This is a genomic window from Aliikangiella coralliicola (assembly GCF_007004725.1).
GTDB classification, from domain to species: Bacteria; Pseudomonadota; Gammaproteobacteria; order Enterobacterales; family Kangiellaceae; genus Aliikangiella; species Aliikangiella coralliicola.
Map to the genome: position 1 here is coordinate 76,984 of NZ_ML660167.1, position 15,170 is coordinate 92,153.

14 protein-coding genes are annotated in these 15,170 nt (G+C 39.0%); 12 read left to right on the forward strand and 2 right to left on the reverse strand.

Translation table 11 applies throughout. The features are described 5' to 3' along the window. Nucleotides 1-151: 151 nt before the first annotated feature. The 6 genes from FLL46_RS18075 (at nt 152) to kdsB (ending at nt 5,331) form a co-directional block, all read left to right on the forward strand. Nucleotides 152-772 (forward strand): MotA/TolQ/ExbB proton channel family protein, encoded by a 621-nt coding sequence (locus tag FLL46_RS18075; protein ID WP_142932753.1) that lies wholly within the window; start codon nt 152-154, stop codon nt 770-772. A gap of 4 nt (nt 773-776) precedes the next feature. Further along, nucleotides 777-1,190, forward strand: a complete 414-nt coding sequence (locus FLL46_RS18080) for an ExbD/TolR family protein (RefSeq protein ID WP_142932754.1) — start codon at nt 777-779, stop codon at nt 1,188-1,190. A gap of 111 nt (nt 1,191-1,301) precedes the next feature. Then, nucleotides 1,302-3,056, forward strand: a complete 1,755-nt coding sequence (msbA, locus tag FLL46_RS18085) for a lipid A export permease/ATP-binding protein MsbA (protein WP_142932755.1) — start codon at nt 1,302-1,304, stop codon at nt 3,054-3,056. 231 nt (nt 3,057-3,287) lie between these two features. Further along, the gene (lpxK, locus tag FLL46_RS18090) at nt 3,288-4,313 is read left to right on the forward strand and encodes a tetraacyldisaccharide 4'-kinase (RefSeq protein ID WP_142932756.1); all 1,026 of its coding nucleotides are present in this window, start codon (nt 3,288-3,290) and stop codon (nt 4,311-4,313) included. Nucleotides 4,314-4,388: 75 nt separating this feature from the next. Continuing rightward, entirely contained in the window at nt 4,389-4,580 is a 192-nt protein-coding gene (locus FLL46_RS18095; protein WP_142932757.1) for a Trm112 family protein, read from the forward strand. After that, entirely contained in the window at nt 4,573-5,331 is a 759-nt protein-coding gene (gene kdsB, locus FLL46_RS18100) for a 3-deoxy-manno-octulosonate cytidylyltransferase (protein WP_142932758.1), read from the forward strand. Before FLL46_RS18095 ends, kdsB begins: the two co-directional genes overlap by 8 nt. 236 nt (nt 5,332-5,567) lie before the next feature. Here the strand turns inward: kdsB and FLL46_RS18105 are convergent, their stop codons facing one another. After that, a complete protein-coding gene (locus FLL46_RS18105) occupies nt 5,568-6,749 on the reverse strand; it encodes an FHA domain-containing protein (protein ID WP_142932759.1) in 1,182 nt (393 codons plus the stop codon). Nucleotides 6,750-7,092: 343 nt separating this feature from the next. Here FLL46_RS18105 and FLL46_RS27865 point away from each other — a divergent pair, with 343 nt between their 5' ends. From FLL46_RS27865 to FLL46_RS18115, 3 genes are all read left to right on the forward strand, one after another. Next, nucleotides 7,093-7,224, forward strand: a complete 132-nt coding sequence (locus tag FLL46_RS27865) for a hypothetical protein (protein ID WP_281281980.1) — start codon at nt 7,093-7,095, stop codon at nt 7,222-7,224. 260 nt (nt 7,225-7,484) lie between these two features. Continuing rightward, complete coding sequence (locus FLL46_RS18110; RefSeq protein WP_142932760.1) at nt 7,485-7,832, forward strand: hypothetical protein; 348 nt, start codon at nt 7,485-7,487, stop codon at nt 7,830-7,832. 269 nt (nt 7,833-8,101) lie between these two features. Next, the gene (locus FLL46_RS18115; RefSeq protein WP_246119350.1) at nt 8,102-8,605 is read left to right on the forward strand and encodes a low molecular weight protein-tyrosine-phosphatase; all 504 of its coding nucleotides are present in this window, start codon (nt 8,102-8,104) and stop codon (nt 8,603-8,605) included. Between the two features lie 89 nt (nt 8,606-8,694). Here FLL46_RS18115 and rne read toward each other — a convergent pair whose 3' ends face one another. Next, nucleotides 8,695-11,424, reverse strand: a complete 2,730-nt coding sequence (gene rne, locus FLL46_RS18120; RefSeq protein ID WP_142932761.1) for a ribonuclease E — start codon at nt 11,422-11,424, stop codon at nt 8,695-8,697. A gap of 1,002 nt (nt 11,425-12,426) precedes the next feature. On the opposite strand from rne, the gene FLL46_RS18125 reads away from it, so the two are divergent. The 3 genes from FLL46_RS18125 (at nt 12,427) to FLL46_RS18135 (ending at nt 15,149) form a co-directional block, all read left to right on the forward strand. After that, nucleotides 12,427-12,717 (forward strand): DUF1315 family protein, encoded by a 291-nt coding sequence (locus FLL46_RS18125; RefSeq protein ID WP_168204225.1) that lies wholly within the window; start codon nt 12,427-12,429, stop codon nt 12,715-12,717. A 2-nt stretch (nt 12,718-12,719) separates the two neighbouring features. Then, nucleotides 12,720-13,997 carry a Rossmann-fold NAD(P)-binding domain-containing protein gene (locus FLL46_RS18130; protein WP_142932763.1) on the forward strand — a complete coding sequence of 426 codons (1,278 nt, stop codon included), beginning with the start codon at nt 12,720-12,722 and terminating at the stop codon, nt 13,995-13,997. A gap of 237 nt (nt 13,998-14,234) precedes the next feature. Next, entirely contained in the window at nt 14,235-15,149 is a 915-nt protein-coding gene (locus tag FLL46_RS18135) for a DUF4382 domain-containing protein (protein WP_168204226.1), read from the forward strand. Nucleotides 15,150-15,170 lie beyond the last annotated feature (21 nt).

The window sequence follows — 15,170 nt, forward strand, 5'->3', positions numbered from 1 at the left end:
CTGGGCATCGCTACAATCGGTTAATTAAATCAGACGGTTAAATAAATCAAGTGGTTAACTGATCTGAAATCAGCACATCTAGTGGTTGATTAATCAAAAAAGCTTTTTAACTCATAAAACGATTATCAAAAAAGTAAGGAAAATAGACTGTATGCTCGAATTACTTAAAGCCGGTGGTTGGCTTATGTTTCCAATTGCGCTTTGTTCCATCGCGGCACTCGCTATCTGTGTCGAGAGAGGCTGGAGTTTAAGAAGAACGAGAATTACGCCAAAACATCTGGTTGCTCAAGTTTGGACATGGATAAAAAACAATCAACTCGATAAAAATAAATTAAAGCAGCTGAAAGGAAGCTCGCCGCTTGGAGAAATACTGGCTGCTGGTTTGGTTAACCACGTTCATGGCCGGGAAACCATGAAAGAAAGCATTCAGGAAGCCGGTCGCCATGCCATTTTGTCTTTGGAAAAATACCTTAATACTTTGGGAACCATTGCCCAGGTGACACCATTACTCGGATTACTCGGAACCGTTATCGGCATGATTGATGTGTTTACCGTCATTACTATCCAGGGGACCGGCGACGCCAACGCACTTTCCAGAGGCATTTCCGAAGCCTTGATAACGACAGCCGCCGGCCTCACTATTGGTATTCCCGCTTTAATCTTCCATCGGCACTATGAAAGACGCGTCGAAGAGTTAGTAACCGCGATGGAACAGGAGGCGCTGAAAATGGTGGAAGTGCTACATGGCGAACGAGAAACTTTAAAAGGATAATTGCGTGTTTTTTAGAACGAAAAAACAAGACGTCGCCATTAACCTGACACCGTTAATTGATGTGGTCTTTTTGCTATTGATCTTTTTTATGGTGTCGACCAGCTTTACCCGTGAAACTCAAATTAAGCTGGAGCTGCCTAAAGCCAATGTAGAGAAACTGAAAACAGAACCGGAAGTTATTGAGATTAGTATCGATAAAGAAGGTCGTATTTTTATTAATGGTAAATCGTTAGTGAATGCACAGGTGGATACTTTGGTGAAGGCGATAACTCCGTTGATTGGCGACGATACAAATACGCCGGTTATTATCAGCGCTGATGCAAACACGGCTTATCAATCTGTTGTTACTGCATTAGACGCGGCATCTCAACTTGGCATTACCAATCTGAAAATGGCGACTCAAAAAAATAAAGAATAATGAGTCAATAAAATTAAAGATTGATAAAAGCAGACTAAAATATAGAAAACTAGAACATAGACAGTCCAATACAATAATTAAAATAATAACGACAGTAACCGAGAGCCGTGAATGAGTAAATTCGATTCCAGAACATCCAGAGCAACCTTGAAGCGACTACTGGGTTATGTGAAAGATCTGCTCGCCATTTTTATTATTGCCATGTTAGCTAATTTGATTTACGCGGCAATGGATGTGTGGTTTATCGCTTTAACAGAACCGCTAATGGATGAAGCGCTTCTTGGCGATAATATTGAGCTCATGAAATTAGCGCCATTATTTATTATTGGGATTTTGTTGATTCGAGGAATAGCTTCCATCATTTCTACCTATTGCATGGGATGGGTTGGGCAAAATGTTGTTCAGAGATTACGCCAACAATTAGTTGAAAGTTATATTTCTTTACCTTGCCGTTTTTTTGACGACAATCCTTCAGGTCAGTTGATTTCCAAAGTAACCTTTAATACTCAGCAGGTCGCTAGCGTAAGCTCCGATGCAATCACAAAACTGGTGAGGGAAGGGGCTTCCATCATTTATGCTGTCGCTTTTTTGTTTTATACGAATTGGCGTCTGGCGACAATTTACTTTATTGCGGTACCCATTATTGCTCTTATTGTCGCAGTAACGAGTAAGCGTTTTAAAAATGTGAGTAAAAATATTCAAAATGCAATGGGCGGTGTCACTCAGACAAGCCAGGAAATTGTTGATGGTTATAAAGTCATTAAGACTTTTAGTGGAGAAGTTTACGAAAAAGATCGATTTTTCAAAGTTGCTAATAAAAACCGTCAACAAAATATGAAGCTTATTCTAACAAAAGCAATCAGCGTTCCGTTAATTCAATTGATTGCCGCGTTAGCGATGGCGGTTGTGATTTATTATTCTGCATTTGAGTTAGAGAACGGCACTTTAAGCCCTGGTGAGTTTGTTGCCATGGTGATGATGATGATGTTTATTCTCAAGCCGTTAAAGGTTGTGTCAAACTTAAATAGTGTTTTGCAGCAAGGCATTGCAGCGGCGCAGGATATTTTCCAGGTTATCGACAGTGAAAAAGAGAAAGACACAGGTAAAAAAGTTTTAGAGACCAAACCTGATTCTATTGAGTTTAATGACATTGGTTTTTCATATGGAAATAGTGACAAGCCAATTATCGATAATGTTTCGTTTAGTATTAACCAGGGCGAAACGGTGGCGTTAGTAGGGCGTTCAGGTAGTGGTAAATCGACGCTAACCAATTTACTGTTGAGATTTTATGAACTTGATAATGGCGAGATAAAATTCGATGGTACCAATATTGAAGAATATAAACTCGCTTCCCTTAGAAAAAATATTGCCTATGTATCACAGCAGGTGACCTTATTTAATGATTCAGTCAGGGCTAATATCGCTTACGCCGAATCTGAAGTTGATGAAGAAAAAATGATTCAAGCTGCAGAGAAAGCCCATGCGCTAGAATTTATCAATCAGCTTGAACATGGTTTTGATTCCAATGTTGGAGAGAATGGTTCTAAGTTGTCGGGGGGACAGAGACAGCGGTTAGCGATTGCTCGTGCAATTTATAAAGATGCACCGATCATTATTTTAGATGAAGCAACTTCTGCTTTAGACACTGAATCAGAACGGCACATTCAGGCAGCGCTTGATGCATTAACGGAAAACAGAACGACGCTTGTGATTGCTCACCGTTTATCGACAATTGAAAATGCTGATAATATTATTGTGATGGATGCGGGAAAAATTGTTGAGCAGGGTGATCACAATAGCTTATTAGAGAAAAACGGTGCCTACGCGCGATTGCACGCGCTGCAGTTTTCCGAAGAATCTAGATAAGTGCTTCAAAAAGATATCCAGGTCGGGTGTTTTGTAGTTTTGATTGGTGGGAGCTACGAGTAGATAAAATATTGTAGGTTGGGTTGCGAAACCCAACATCATTGGCAGGGATTAACGCCGATGTTGAGTTTTATTCTTAAACCCAGCCTACCAAAAAACGCAAAACAAGAAAGTCGGTGTTACGTTTGCGTTGATGATGTCGATGTATAATTATAAGCGGGAAATTGAACAGTGTCGCAAATTTCAATGATCGAAAAATTCTGGTATTCCCCAGGCTATTTTAAATGGCTTTTCTGGCCATTTAGTTTAGTGATTCAAATTATTGCGATGTTGAAGCGTTTTTTTTACGTGCAAGGTATTCAAAAGGTCAATACATCATCGGTTCCTGTGATTGTTGTTGGTAACATTACGGTCGGTGGCACCGGGAAAACGCCTTTCATCAGTTTTCTAGTTAATGAATTTAAAACAAGAAATATTAAGGTTGGTATTGTCAGCCGAGGGTATAAATCGAACGCGGAGAATTACCCTCACATCATTACCGAAGATGATACTGTTGAAGTTGTTGGTGATGAAGCTTTCATGCAATACCACACCACTAAAGTTCCAATGGCGGTTGGCGCTGATAGAGCATCGGCAGTTGATGCCTTGGTACAAACTCACAGTTTGGATGTTATTATTAGTGATGATGGCCTGCAACATTACGCGATGGCTCGTCAATTTGAAATACTAATGGTTGATGGAGAGCGTCAATTTGGAAATCAGCTGATGTTACCCTTTGGCCCGCTAAGAGAGCCAGTTTCTCGGGTTAAGTCAGTTGATTATGTAGTTGTTAATGGCGGCGACACAGAAGCCGACTTGATTGATTTATCCGACGGCATATCACTGTCGCATATGGTAATAGAAACTAGCAAACTGGTTCATATTAAATCTGATGAGTCGGTGTCTTTGTCTAATCTAAAAGAGAACAGTGTTTCTGCTGTTGCTGGAATAGGAAACCCAAATCGTTTTTTTAAAAGTTTATCAAAACATTGTTCAGGTTATGAGCAAAAAGTTTTCGTTGACCATCATGAGTTTCAAGAAAGCGATTTCGATGATCTAAAAAATGATATTGTGGTAATGACGGAGAAAGACGCGGTTAAGTGTAGAAAATTTGCGAAAGATAATTGGTATTTTTTGAAAATTAATGCGAAATTAACGTCAGAAGATTTCAATCAACTTTTTGACAGGCTCGATAGTAAGCTCTTCAATAAAGCATGATTAGGAGTAGGATTGTTGAAGCCTAATGCTATCCAGCACAAAAGGCTTATTCTGACAAGTAACAGGTAAAGAATTATGGATAAAAAACTTCTGGATATCCTAGTATGTCCTATGTGTAACAGTAAATTAAACTATATTAAAGATAAGAAGGTTTTACTTTGTCAGTTTGATAGGGTGACTTATCCGATTGAAGATGATATTCCTGTTTTGTTACCGGAAAGAACAACCCGTCTTACAGCAGAACAACTAGAGACTTTAAATGGATAGTTTTCATGTCATCATTCCCGCACGATACCAATCGAGTCGGTTGCCGGGAAAACCGCTAACGCAAATTGGTAATCAATCTATGATTCTCCACGTTTGTGATAGAGCGAAGGAGAGTGGTGCCGAGTCGATAACTGTTGCCACCGACAATAATGCAATTCTCGATGAAGTTCAGCAGCATGGATATGACGCTGTGTTAACTCGAGAGGATCATCCATCAGGAAGCGATCGGATTTATGAAGCGGCAGAAAAAATTGGTTTGAACGATGAGCAGATTATCGTTAATGTGCAAGGTGATGAACCCTTCATTCCTGCTGAAAATATTTCTCTGGTGGCGTCATTATTAAGTTCTCCTGAAGATCAGATGTCGACACTTTGTTGTCCCATTTCTGAAGCCGAAGAAGTGCTTGATCCGAATGCTGTTAAAGTTATTTTTGATAAGAATGGTAAAGCGATTTATTTTTCTCGCTCTCCGATTCCGTATGATCGAGAAAATATTATTAAATTGGGGTCACCGCTTTCTGCTTCTTATTATCGACACATCGGAATTTATGCATATCGTAAGAGTTTTTTAAAACAGTTTATTTCCTGGTCACCGAGTGAATTAGAAAGTGCTGAATCGTTGGAGCAACTAAGAGTGATTGAAAACGGATTTTCGATAAAAATTGCAGCACTGGAAAAGTCGCCACCTCATGGGGTTGATACGCCGTTAGATTTAGAGAAAGCTAAGCACTATTTCGAAAGTTTAAAGTAGTGTTGAAGCATAAAAATCGCGCCGGAAAACTATTGAGTGCTACTTATTTGGATGAGTATCAAATAACAAGTTATTAACTTGTCGAGTTAAATGGGCATTACTCTATTAATCCCTTGTTAACCCTCTGCAAACACTTTAATTTAACGTTCACTCAACCATGGTTTCCAGAACCGCACTAGTGAGCCGTTTTTCTAAGGAGGTTGTATCTTGGCCGCATAGGAAGAATCGGCAAATTTTTAGAGTACAAAACTTTTCCATGCCCAAACAAGTAAAGGTATCAGCAATGATGTCATTATCCATTTCCAATAAGTGTTGGCGAACTTTCGCAAACTATAAGTTGGATTGACGCTGATAAAAATTTCGTTGTCGATTATCGGATAGTCTTTGAACTCTTGGCCTGTTTCTAACTTAAATCTAGATGTTACTTTTAAGTGAATTTCTTTAAGCCCTAAACTTTTTGCGGTAATATCCCAGCTCCAGTTAGTAACGTCGTTATCGCTGACAATTTGTTCTTCCTCTGATAAAGCAAGGATATCGAAATCATTTCCAATCAATTTTACTTTCATAAATTCTGAAATTTTTAGTTTTTCAAATTGTGGTTTTCCTGCCCCTTTCAAGTTTGCTGCTAATTCCTTCATAAACTTAGTCGAAATTCTTACTTCAACTCTCTCTTTAGTTCCAAGCTTCATCTTTTGGGGCGGGTTATACATTAAGATACCCAAAGGCATGTCTTGAATTACTTTCGAAATAGGAAAGTGGGATTTTTTTACATTTTCAGTAGATTCTTCATTAAAGTTTGGGAGGTCGTAAGAAGTCCCATCGTTCATATCGCCTAAATCAGAGTCATCCCAGTCCTCAGGGATCAAACTATGTTCATGGTCAGGATTGGGGCTAATTACTGCAAGATTGTCAGGATCTAAGCTGGTATCAGAAAAGGCTTCAGAAACTTGCAAGTTTCTCCTGGCATGTTCTAAATTCGTTAATGGATCAGTTTCCTCCTGCAGGCTCTCAGTATACCTTTCTATCGACGGCAAACTGAATGGATCATCATGTCCTTCTGATACTTCATGTAAAATTCTAGTTTCATGTAACGTTGAGTCAAATGGTTCTAAATTGACTACGACTTCGAAGTCTCCGAATACCAGGATATCTTTGTCACATAAAAGCACCTGACGACCTTTTCTAACTTGTACTTCATTTACCTGAGTACCATTTGTACCAAGACTAATTAATTGAAAATTAATGCCGTCAAAAATTATTTCTATATGTTTACTGCTTACAAACTTGTCAGGGTCAATGATATTTATGTCACACGCTTCGTTTCTTCCTATCGTACAACCAATGTCTATTCCTTCCCATAGTATGGGACTTGAGGTTACATTTTCGTTTAATGATTTTATTTTCAGGGATAATTTCATCTTCACTTCAACGTTGTTTCAACTGTTTAATTAGCGTAACTATCTGTTGTTGATTTGTTCTTTTTCGAATAGGTTCTATCTGCTATTTTTGCGATAGTTTTTTGTTTCCTCACTTTCGAACCGGAGGAGAGTCTACTTTCTTAAGAGAGAGTATAAGTGTCCAGGGGGCAAACAGCACCAAGTAAAAGAGCTTCGTGCAATGTGATAGGTCTTTCATGATTCGTCCTTTTATCTCTTTTTGAAATTATTATTGGTTGTGCAGTTAGAAAGTATATAACGAATTCTGCGAATAGTGGAATGAAATATTAGAAAGGCGAATGCAGAGTCGTTGGAGTAATTAAGAGTGATTGAAAATGGATTTTCGATAAAAATTGCGGCGTTGGAAAAATCACCGCCTCATGAGGTTGATACGCCGTTTGATTTGGAGAAAGCTATAAATTATTACGAGCAGTTAAAAACTAACAAAAAAACTTGAGCAAGGAAAAACAAATGAAAAGAGCTATTCGTTATGCTTACTCAAGTAACACCATTCAATGCGGTAAATCTCGTTATTGTCCCTAAGAAATTCTACATATTGTAAGTTTTATTAATTAGAAAAAAGCTTATTGAGCTTAAAGTTAGGTTTCTACGAATATTATCAGATAGTTACTGAACTAATTGGGAATATTGGGTGAGCATTGAGCTCCTTTTTTATTTATAATCGTGCCTTGAGTTATTAAATATAGGAGAAATTTAGTGAAAAAGTATTTGTTTCTAGGGATATTATTGGTTTTATCATCAGATTGTTTTGCTGGCACTTGGACTAATGGACAACAACTAGTAAAGCATGTGATATGGAGACCAGGTTACCATGGCTTTTATGTCGATAGCAGTAAATTTCATGATCCAGAAGGTTGTCGAACTACTGGTACTGCGAACATGTATTTGATAGACCAGACTTGGGAAACTCAAAATGAGAAAACTGTAGATAGACTTTATTCGGCGATTCTTTTGGCGTTTTCAACTGGTAAAAAAGTACATGTATTTGTTGACGGATGTATTGGGCAAATTCCAAAAATGACAGGTATACAAATAAACCCGTAAACCTGCTCTTTCAAAAAGCCCCACTAAAATGGGGTTTCTATAACCGCATTAAACTCGCAAGCTGGGGCTATAAATATACTAAGAGGTTTACGAAATTTTCTGAAATTGAAACTGGTTTTATGAATAAGTTTATTTGTTTACATTGTCTTTTCGGTAAAAAATTACAGCTAAATCCCTCCCAAAAACAATCACGTAAGCATTTGATTTCATCAGTCTGAATAAGGTACGATTTTAACCTAAAATTTCCCGTTTCTTCTGAGGTCAACCCTTTGAAAAATAACAAAATTAATTCAGTCCTTTTCGTCTGCATGGGCAACATTTGCCGTTCTCCAACAGCAGAAGGAGTGTTTCGAAGAATTGCAGATACAGAACTTAATGAGGTCGGCTTATCTATCGATTCCGCCGGAACTATTGGTTATCACTGTGGCGAACATGCTGATCATCGTTCGATAAAAGCGGCAAAAAATCGCGGGTATGATTTATCAAAAATTATTTCTCGCCAGGTGAGAGATAGTGATTTTTCCGAGTTTGATTTAATTTTAGCGATGGATAAAGAAAATTTTCGAAACCTGATTAAGCAAGCTGAAAAGTCGGGTAATGGATCTTATGCGGATAAAATAAAGTTATTTTTAGATTTTTCTAAACAGAGTGATTATGAGGAAGTTCCCGACCCTTATTATGGTGGAGAAAAAGGATTTGATTTGGTAATCGATCTAATTGAAGACGCAAGCAGGGGATTAATTAATTTTATTAATAAGGGAAAAGCGGATTAGATTTCGAGTTAATTAACGACTTATTATTCTCAATAAAAAACCTCCATCATGGAGGTTTTTTATTGGTGTTTCATTAGAAAAATATTTGCTTAAAACTCATCAGGCGCCACAGCCTTGGTCATTGGACTATAACTTCTGTTCGCAGATTGATTTTCTTGAACATTGGAAGTTACTTTTTGCCCAGGCTCAAAGCTTGGAAAGTCAAATGTCACTGCCTGCGGTGGAATCGCTTCCGCAGGTTGTGGCTTAGTTGCAGGCGCATAAGATTTACATTCAATCACCTGTAAAACGGGTTTGCTTGCCACTTTTTCTGGTTGTGACTTTACTTCTTCTTTACTTGTCTCAGCGGCCGGTTGACTGGTCGCTGAATCATCAGATTTTGCTAAAGCATTTGATTCAACAGCCACTTCAGCTGGCGCTGCATTTGAACTTTCAGAAGTTACCGCTTCTGGTGAAGCTACATCATTATTTTGCGGTGCTACCGTGCTTTCAACTGTTTCCTTTTGAGTATTAACGACATCTGGACCTTGGTTTGACGGCTGCGGTGCTTTATTTTGTGCCTCGCTTTTTTGTTCAGTAGTTTCTGATGGTTTTATTTCCGAAGGCTTTGTTTCCGAAACCTTGTCTACTTTATTCGCTACTTTGTTTTCAACAGGCGCTTTTGTTTGTTGTTTTGGTTGTGATTTATCGACAAACTCAGCAACCGTTTTAGCTTCAACTTGTTGCTTTTTCTGCTGCGCAGGTTTCGCATCTGCTGGCGCTTGATTTTTGTGCTGGCCTTGTTCAGGTGCCGCTTTCTGAGCTGCAGCTAAATGCTTTTCACGTGTTTGTGCCTGAGTTTTTTGACGTTCTTCTCTAGACTGGCGAGGCGGACGATCTTTTCTCGGCTTTTGAGTATCTCTGTTAGATGATTTTGCTGAAGCACCTTGTTGCTTTTGTTGCGGTTTTTGCTGACGCTTGCGACGATCATCCTGTTTTTGTCTAGGCTGCTTTTTATCTTGCTTATTACCTTGTTTGTTGTCTGAAGAATCTCCGCCTTTTGCTTGTTGCTTGCGGCGATTGCGAGAGCGGTTTTTGTCGTAACGGCCACCACGGCGATTGCGATTAGGTCGCTTTCCGTGATGTTTTTTCTTCTTCTCTTCTTCTTTGCCAAACAATGCTTGCCATAGTCGGGCAAACAAACCTGGTTTATCTTCTTTCTTTTTGACATGAGTTGGCGCTGGTGGTGGAGCGTCCAAAGTGACGGCTGCTTGCTCTGCCGGCTTAACCGACTGTACTTCAGTTGATGCGGTCACTATTTCTAATTGAGGTTGAACCGGAACGTCATAAGTGGCTGTTTCAAGTTTTTCGCTTCCCCGCATTCTAACGATTTCATAGTTAGGCGTTTCCATGTACGGGTTAGGGATAATAATAATGTGAACTTTCTGGCGCTTTTCGATGGCGTGAATAATTTTACGCTTTTCATTGAGCAGGAAAGTCGCCACTTCGACCGGCAATTGAGCCTGAACCGAAGTTGTTGAATCTTTGGTGGCTTCTTCTTCTAACAAGCGAAGAATTGAAAGTGCCAGAGACTCTACTCCTCGAACTGCGCCGGTGCCGCTACAACGAGGGCAAACATTATGAGCCGACTCTCCCAGCGAAGGTTTGAGACGTTGACGAGACATTTCCAGTAAGCCGAATCTAGAGATTTTTCCAACTTGAACTCTGGCTCTGTCGCGGGTGAGTGCTTCTTTAAGCACTGACTCGACTTCACGCTGGTTTTTGACCGGAGACATGTCAATGAAATCAATAACAATGAGTCCACCCATATCTCTTAAGCGTAATTGACGGGCAATTTCCTGAGCGGCTTCTTTGTTAGTCTGTAATGCTGTTTCTTCAATATCTGCGCCCTTGGTTGCACGGGACGAGTTGATATCAATAGAAACCAATGCTTCGGTTGGATCAATAACAATTGAGCCACCTGAAGGTAGTCTAACTTCTCGCTGATAAGCAGTTTCAATTTGTGATTCAATTTGATAACGGTTGAATAGCGGAATTTCGCGATCTTCATTCAACTTAACTCGGTTAAGAAAAGCTGGGCGAATAGATTGGATCTGCCTTTTTACTTTTTCAAAAACTTCTCGCTTATCCGCAATAATTTCACCGATATCGGAACGCAGATAGTCCCTTAGCGAGCGAATGATAACGTCACTTTCCTGGTGAATCAGGAAAGGGGCGGGGCGTTCTTCTGCAGCTTTCTTAATGGCGGCCCACAAGTTTTGCAGAACCGTCATATCCCATTCAAGTTCTTCAGAATTACGACCAACGCCTGCGGTTCGAACAATACAACCCATACCTTTTGGGGTTTGAATGTTGCGCATTGCATTGCGTAATTCTTCTCTTTCTTCACCTTCAATTCGGCGAGAAATACCACCTGCGCGTGGATTATTGGGCATTAATACAAGGTAGCAACCAGCAAGACTGATAAATGTGGTCAGGGCAGCACCTTTATTACCACGTTCTTCTTTATCGATTTGTACGATAATTTCCTGGCCTTCTGTGACTGTGTCTTTGATGTTTGGACGACCACGGAAGTTTTTGTCGGAAAAGTATTCTCTGGAAATTTCTTTTAGTGGCAAAAAGCCATGTCTTTCTGCGCCATAGTCGACAAATGCGGCTTCAAGGCTGGGTTCTACTCGGGTGACTTTTCCTTTATAAATATTGGCTTTTTTCTGTTCTCGTCCAATAAGCTCAATATCTAAATCAAAAAGTTTTTGACCATCAACTAATGCGACGCGTACTTCTTCAGGTTGCGTTGCATTGATTAACATACGTTTCATAAATGTTTTTCTCTCGTTTTGTTATTATCAAGCAAGGGAAACGAAAGAAGGGAAGGTTGAGAGGTAGCCTGGATTTGACTAGTAAACAGCTAGATTTATATTGTTATTGTAATGCGTAAAGCAAAATTTATTGTTTTAATATTAAACTCATTGTTTTAATAAAAAATAATATTGCTTTAATATCAATAAGTTAGTGTCGGCGCGTTCTGGATTAACGCTATGTTTTGTAAGGTATTTAGCCAGACGGCCGTACTTTAATCTATCGCTACAATATCTGTAGCCCATTGTTTCACTAATACTAAACGGGTCTTATGACCTTCAAAATTCTTTTCTTATGTGGCCTTTGCCTAATCTATTTTGGTGAGCTCAAATCGATCTGATTTTTTAAGCTTTATCGTTAGTCTTTATGACCTGTTAATCGATGAGACTGACAGTCGACTTGATTTTCTCACTGCTAAATTTTTCTACTGTCGCATTGACAATAGATTCATATTCTCTTTTCAATCTTTCAGATTTCAATGTCATTACTGACACTTATACGGTATATATTTATTGCGCTACTCGGTTGTTATCAACTCAAAATAGTTAAGTTGCCGTCTTAAAAAGAGTGTTTGTAGTCAAACACAGATGTTAGGCTTTAATACTTAACTACCTGATTAGCGCGACATATCCCCGCGGGGTAGTACATTTTTTAGCCAGTTAATTAGCCAGCTTCAATGAGTTTTACCAGTGACTGAACTATAGCAACTATTATCTGTAGCATCAATTTTTAGGCCATTTTTGTTCGAAATTTTAGATATTTACTTATTATTGTTCGCTTTTTAATCATTTATTCGACATTATTAATTAGCAGGTTTTCGGATGATGGGGTCATCGATTGCCACTACCGGGTTAATTCCATATAATTCGGCCGCTGGGAAGCGTTGTATATTAGTTTAAACGCTTCAATTTCCTCATCTTTAACTGACATTATGGGCTATTGCCTTATTTTGGAGTATTTCAGTGGACTATTCACAAACGGTTGCAAACCTTAATCCAGAAGTTGTTCAAAAACTGAAAACAGCGATTGAACTAGGTCGCTGGGAAAACGGTGAAAAACTGACATCAGAACAGGTCGAGTCAGCAATGCAAGCGGTTATGCTCTGGGAAGCCCAGTACATTGGTAACAAGGAGAATGAACCATTTATTGTCGGTTCTAAAGGTGAGTTATACACCGGGAAGGGCAAAAGTCATGAATTGACGCCTGCTCCAGAAGTCGATGATCCTAATATCATCGCAAAAAATAAGGTCTAAATATGTTAAAAACAGTAATTAGAAAAGAGCATAAAAATGACTGGGAAAAACGTACTGCGTTAGTCCCGTCAGATGCTGCTGAATTGGTAGAAAAAGGTTTCCCAATCAGCGTTGAACCGAGTGAAATTAGAATTTATTCAGATGCTGATTACCTGGCACACGAGGTTCCTATTGATGGTTGTCCAGAAAAAGGCGAGTTTGTTATTGGTATTAAAGAACCGCCGGTTAGTTCAATTCAGGCTAATCAGGTTCACCTGGCTTTTTCTCACACGATTAAAGGTCAAGACTATAACATGGCGTTGCTCCAAAAATTCATTGATGAAAAAGCGACTCTGTTTGACTACGAACCTATTGTGGATGAGTCTGGAAAACGCACCATTGCGTTCGGCCGGTTTGCTGGAATCGCAGGCGCCATTGATAGTTTTTTTGTAGCGGGTCAAAAACACCTGGTTCGAAATGAGCAAAGTTGTTTAACCCAGGTAAAACAAACCTGGGAATATGGCTGCATTGAAAAAGTTAAGCAGCACTTTGATTCAATTGATATCAATGCGGGAGCTCCTGTTCGAGTATTAGTTGTCGGAACGGGTAATGTTGGCAAAGGGAGTGAAGAAGTTTGCCAATGGTTAGGCTTACCAAAAATTGATATTCAACAATTATTGGACGGTGAAACGCCCGATGGTAGTTGGTATGCAGTAGCGAGTAGCCGACATATTAACCGCCGTAAAGACGGTGGCGCTTTCGATATGCAAGACTTTATCGAGCATGGCGTCGACACTTACGAAAGTACATTTGACCAGTTATTAGGTCAGTTCAATATTCTTTTACAGACACCTTATTGGACGGAAAAATATCCGAAACATTTAGATCAAAACCGAATGTTAGCCAATCAAGACAAACTGCCATTGGTTGTTGGCGATATTAGCTGTGACATTAACGGTTCACTTGAATGCACCACTAAAGCGTCGGATATCGATACACCGGCTTTTACCTATGATGTCGAAAAAGGTGAGTCCACTGACGGTGTTTTTGCTGATGGCATCACAGTGATGTCAATTGATAATTTACCTTGTGAATTATCGTTAGATGCTTCTCAACATTTTTCGAATATTTTGAAAGGCTATATGGAAAACTTGATGTCCATGGATCTGAGTAAACCGTTTGATGGGTGTGGCTTAATTTCAGAGTTAGCAAGAGCGGTCATTGTTTATAACGGTAAGCTCACACCAGACTATCAATATTTGCAGTCTTTTCTGGATGAATTTCACAGATCCAATTCTTAGTCTCTTCAACTCTTAGATTTTTCGGTTTTTGATGTGGGCGGTTTTTGCCCACATTTCCTAGCACATATTTTTTTCTTTTTGAAGTTTTATTCTTGTGGGCAGGTTAGAAAATTATTAATTACTCTACTGCTTAGATATCTATAACATATGAGATTGCCTGTATTGTCGTTTCAACTAAAATTACAGAACGACAAATAATAATGTTAGCGATAAAAATGAATGCTAGATGGGGTTACGATGAGGTTTAAGAAATTTTCGTTAAGCCAGTGGTTTATTATACTTGCTTGTTTATTATTAAATGCTTGTGGAGGAAGTTCGTCTGATACGGTTGAAGAAGTGGTTCAACAAAAGAGTTTTATTACTTTAAAAATAACCGATGCGCCAATTGATACTGCAACTGAGGTAGTGGTTGAATTTACTGGTGTGGAATTAAAGCCTGCTTCGGGTGCTCCACTGAATTTCGACTTTGATGAAGCTAAAACTATTGATCTTTTAGCCTTACAGGGGAATGATTCAGAGGTATTGTTAGAAAATATTGAAGTAGAATCTGGTAGTTACCAGTGGGCCCGGCTAAAAGTTAATGCGCAGATCAATACGATGGATTCGTATATCAGTTTCGAAAATGGTAATAGCTTTTCGCTTTATGTTCCTAGTGGTAATCAGTCTGGACTTAAACTGAATGATAGTTTTACTGTGCTTGCCGGTCAGACAACGTCTTTTACAATTGATTTTGATTTAAGAAAGTCAGTCATTAATCCCAAAGGTCTCGTTAATGATTATATTTTAAAACCTCGGCTTCGGATAATTGATAATGCGGAAATAAGTACTATAACAGGAACAGTTTCAGATGAATTAATGAATCAAGCTTCATGTGCCGAAGGAGCATCTATATATGTATTCTCCGGACATGACATGACACCGGATGATGAAGGAAGTAGTACGCCACCTTTAACCAGTAGTTTTGTTAATTTAAATTCGGAAAGTGGCATTTATGAATTTGTTGTCGCTTACTTGTCTCCGGGAAATTACACTCTGTCGTTAACATGCGATGCTGACTTAGACGCTCCTGAAGTCGATGATGATATCACTTTTTTAGCTAGTGTTAATGTGAGCACTGATGCAAACCAGACTGCAGAAGTAATGATTAATTAGCATTTGTATTAGTTATTATTT

Excerpts from the sequence above, each read along its gene's own strand:
- FLL46_RS18095 (WP_142932757.1), top strand. The coding sequence starts at position 4,389 with ATGGATAAAAAACTTCTGGATATCCTAGTATGTCCTATGTGTAACAGT.
- FLL46_RS18135 (WP_168204226.1), top strand. The coding sequence starts at position 14,235 with ATGAGGTTTAAGAAATTTTCGTTAAGCCAGTGGTTTATTATACTTGCT.
- FLL46_RS18075 (WP_142932753.1), top strand. The coding sequence starts at position 152 with ATGCTCGAATTACTTAAAGCCGGTGGTTGGCTTATGTTTCCAATTGCG.
- kdsB (WP_142932758.1), top strand. The coding sequence starts at position 4,573 with ATGGATAGTTTTCATGTCATCATTCCCGCACGATACCAATCGAGTCGG.
- msbA (WP_142932755.1), top strand. The coding sequence starts at position 1,302 with ATGAGTAAATTCGATTCCAGAACATCCAGAGCAACCTTGAAGCGACTA.
- FLL46_RS18130 (WP_142932763.1), top strand. The coding sequence starts at position 12,720 with ATGTTAAAAACAGTAATTAGAAAAGAGCATAAAAATGACTGGGAAAAA.
- FLL46_RS18105 (WP_142932759.1), bottom strand. The coding sequence starts at position 6,749 with ATGAAATTATCCCTGAAAATAAAATCATTAAACGAAAATGTAACCTCA.
- rne (WP_142932761.1), bottom strand. The coding sequence starts at position 11,424 with ATGAAACGTATGTTAATCAATGCAACGCAACCTGAAGAAGTACGCGTC.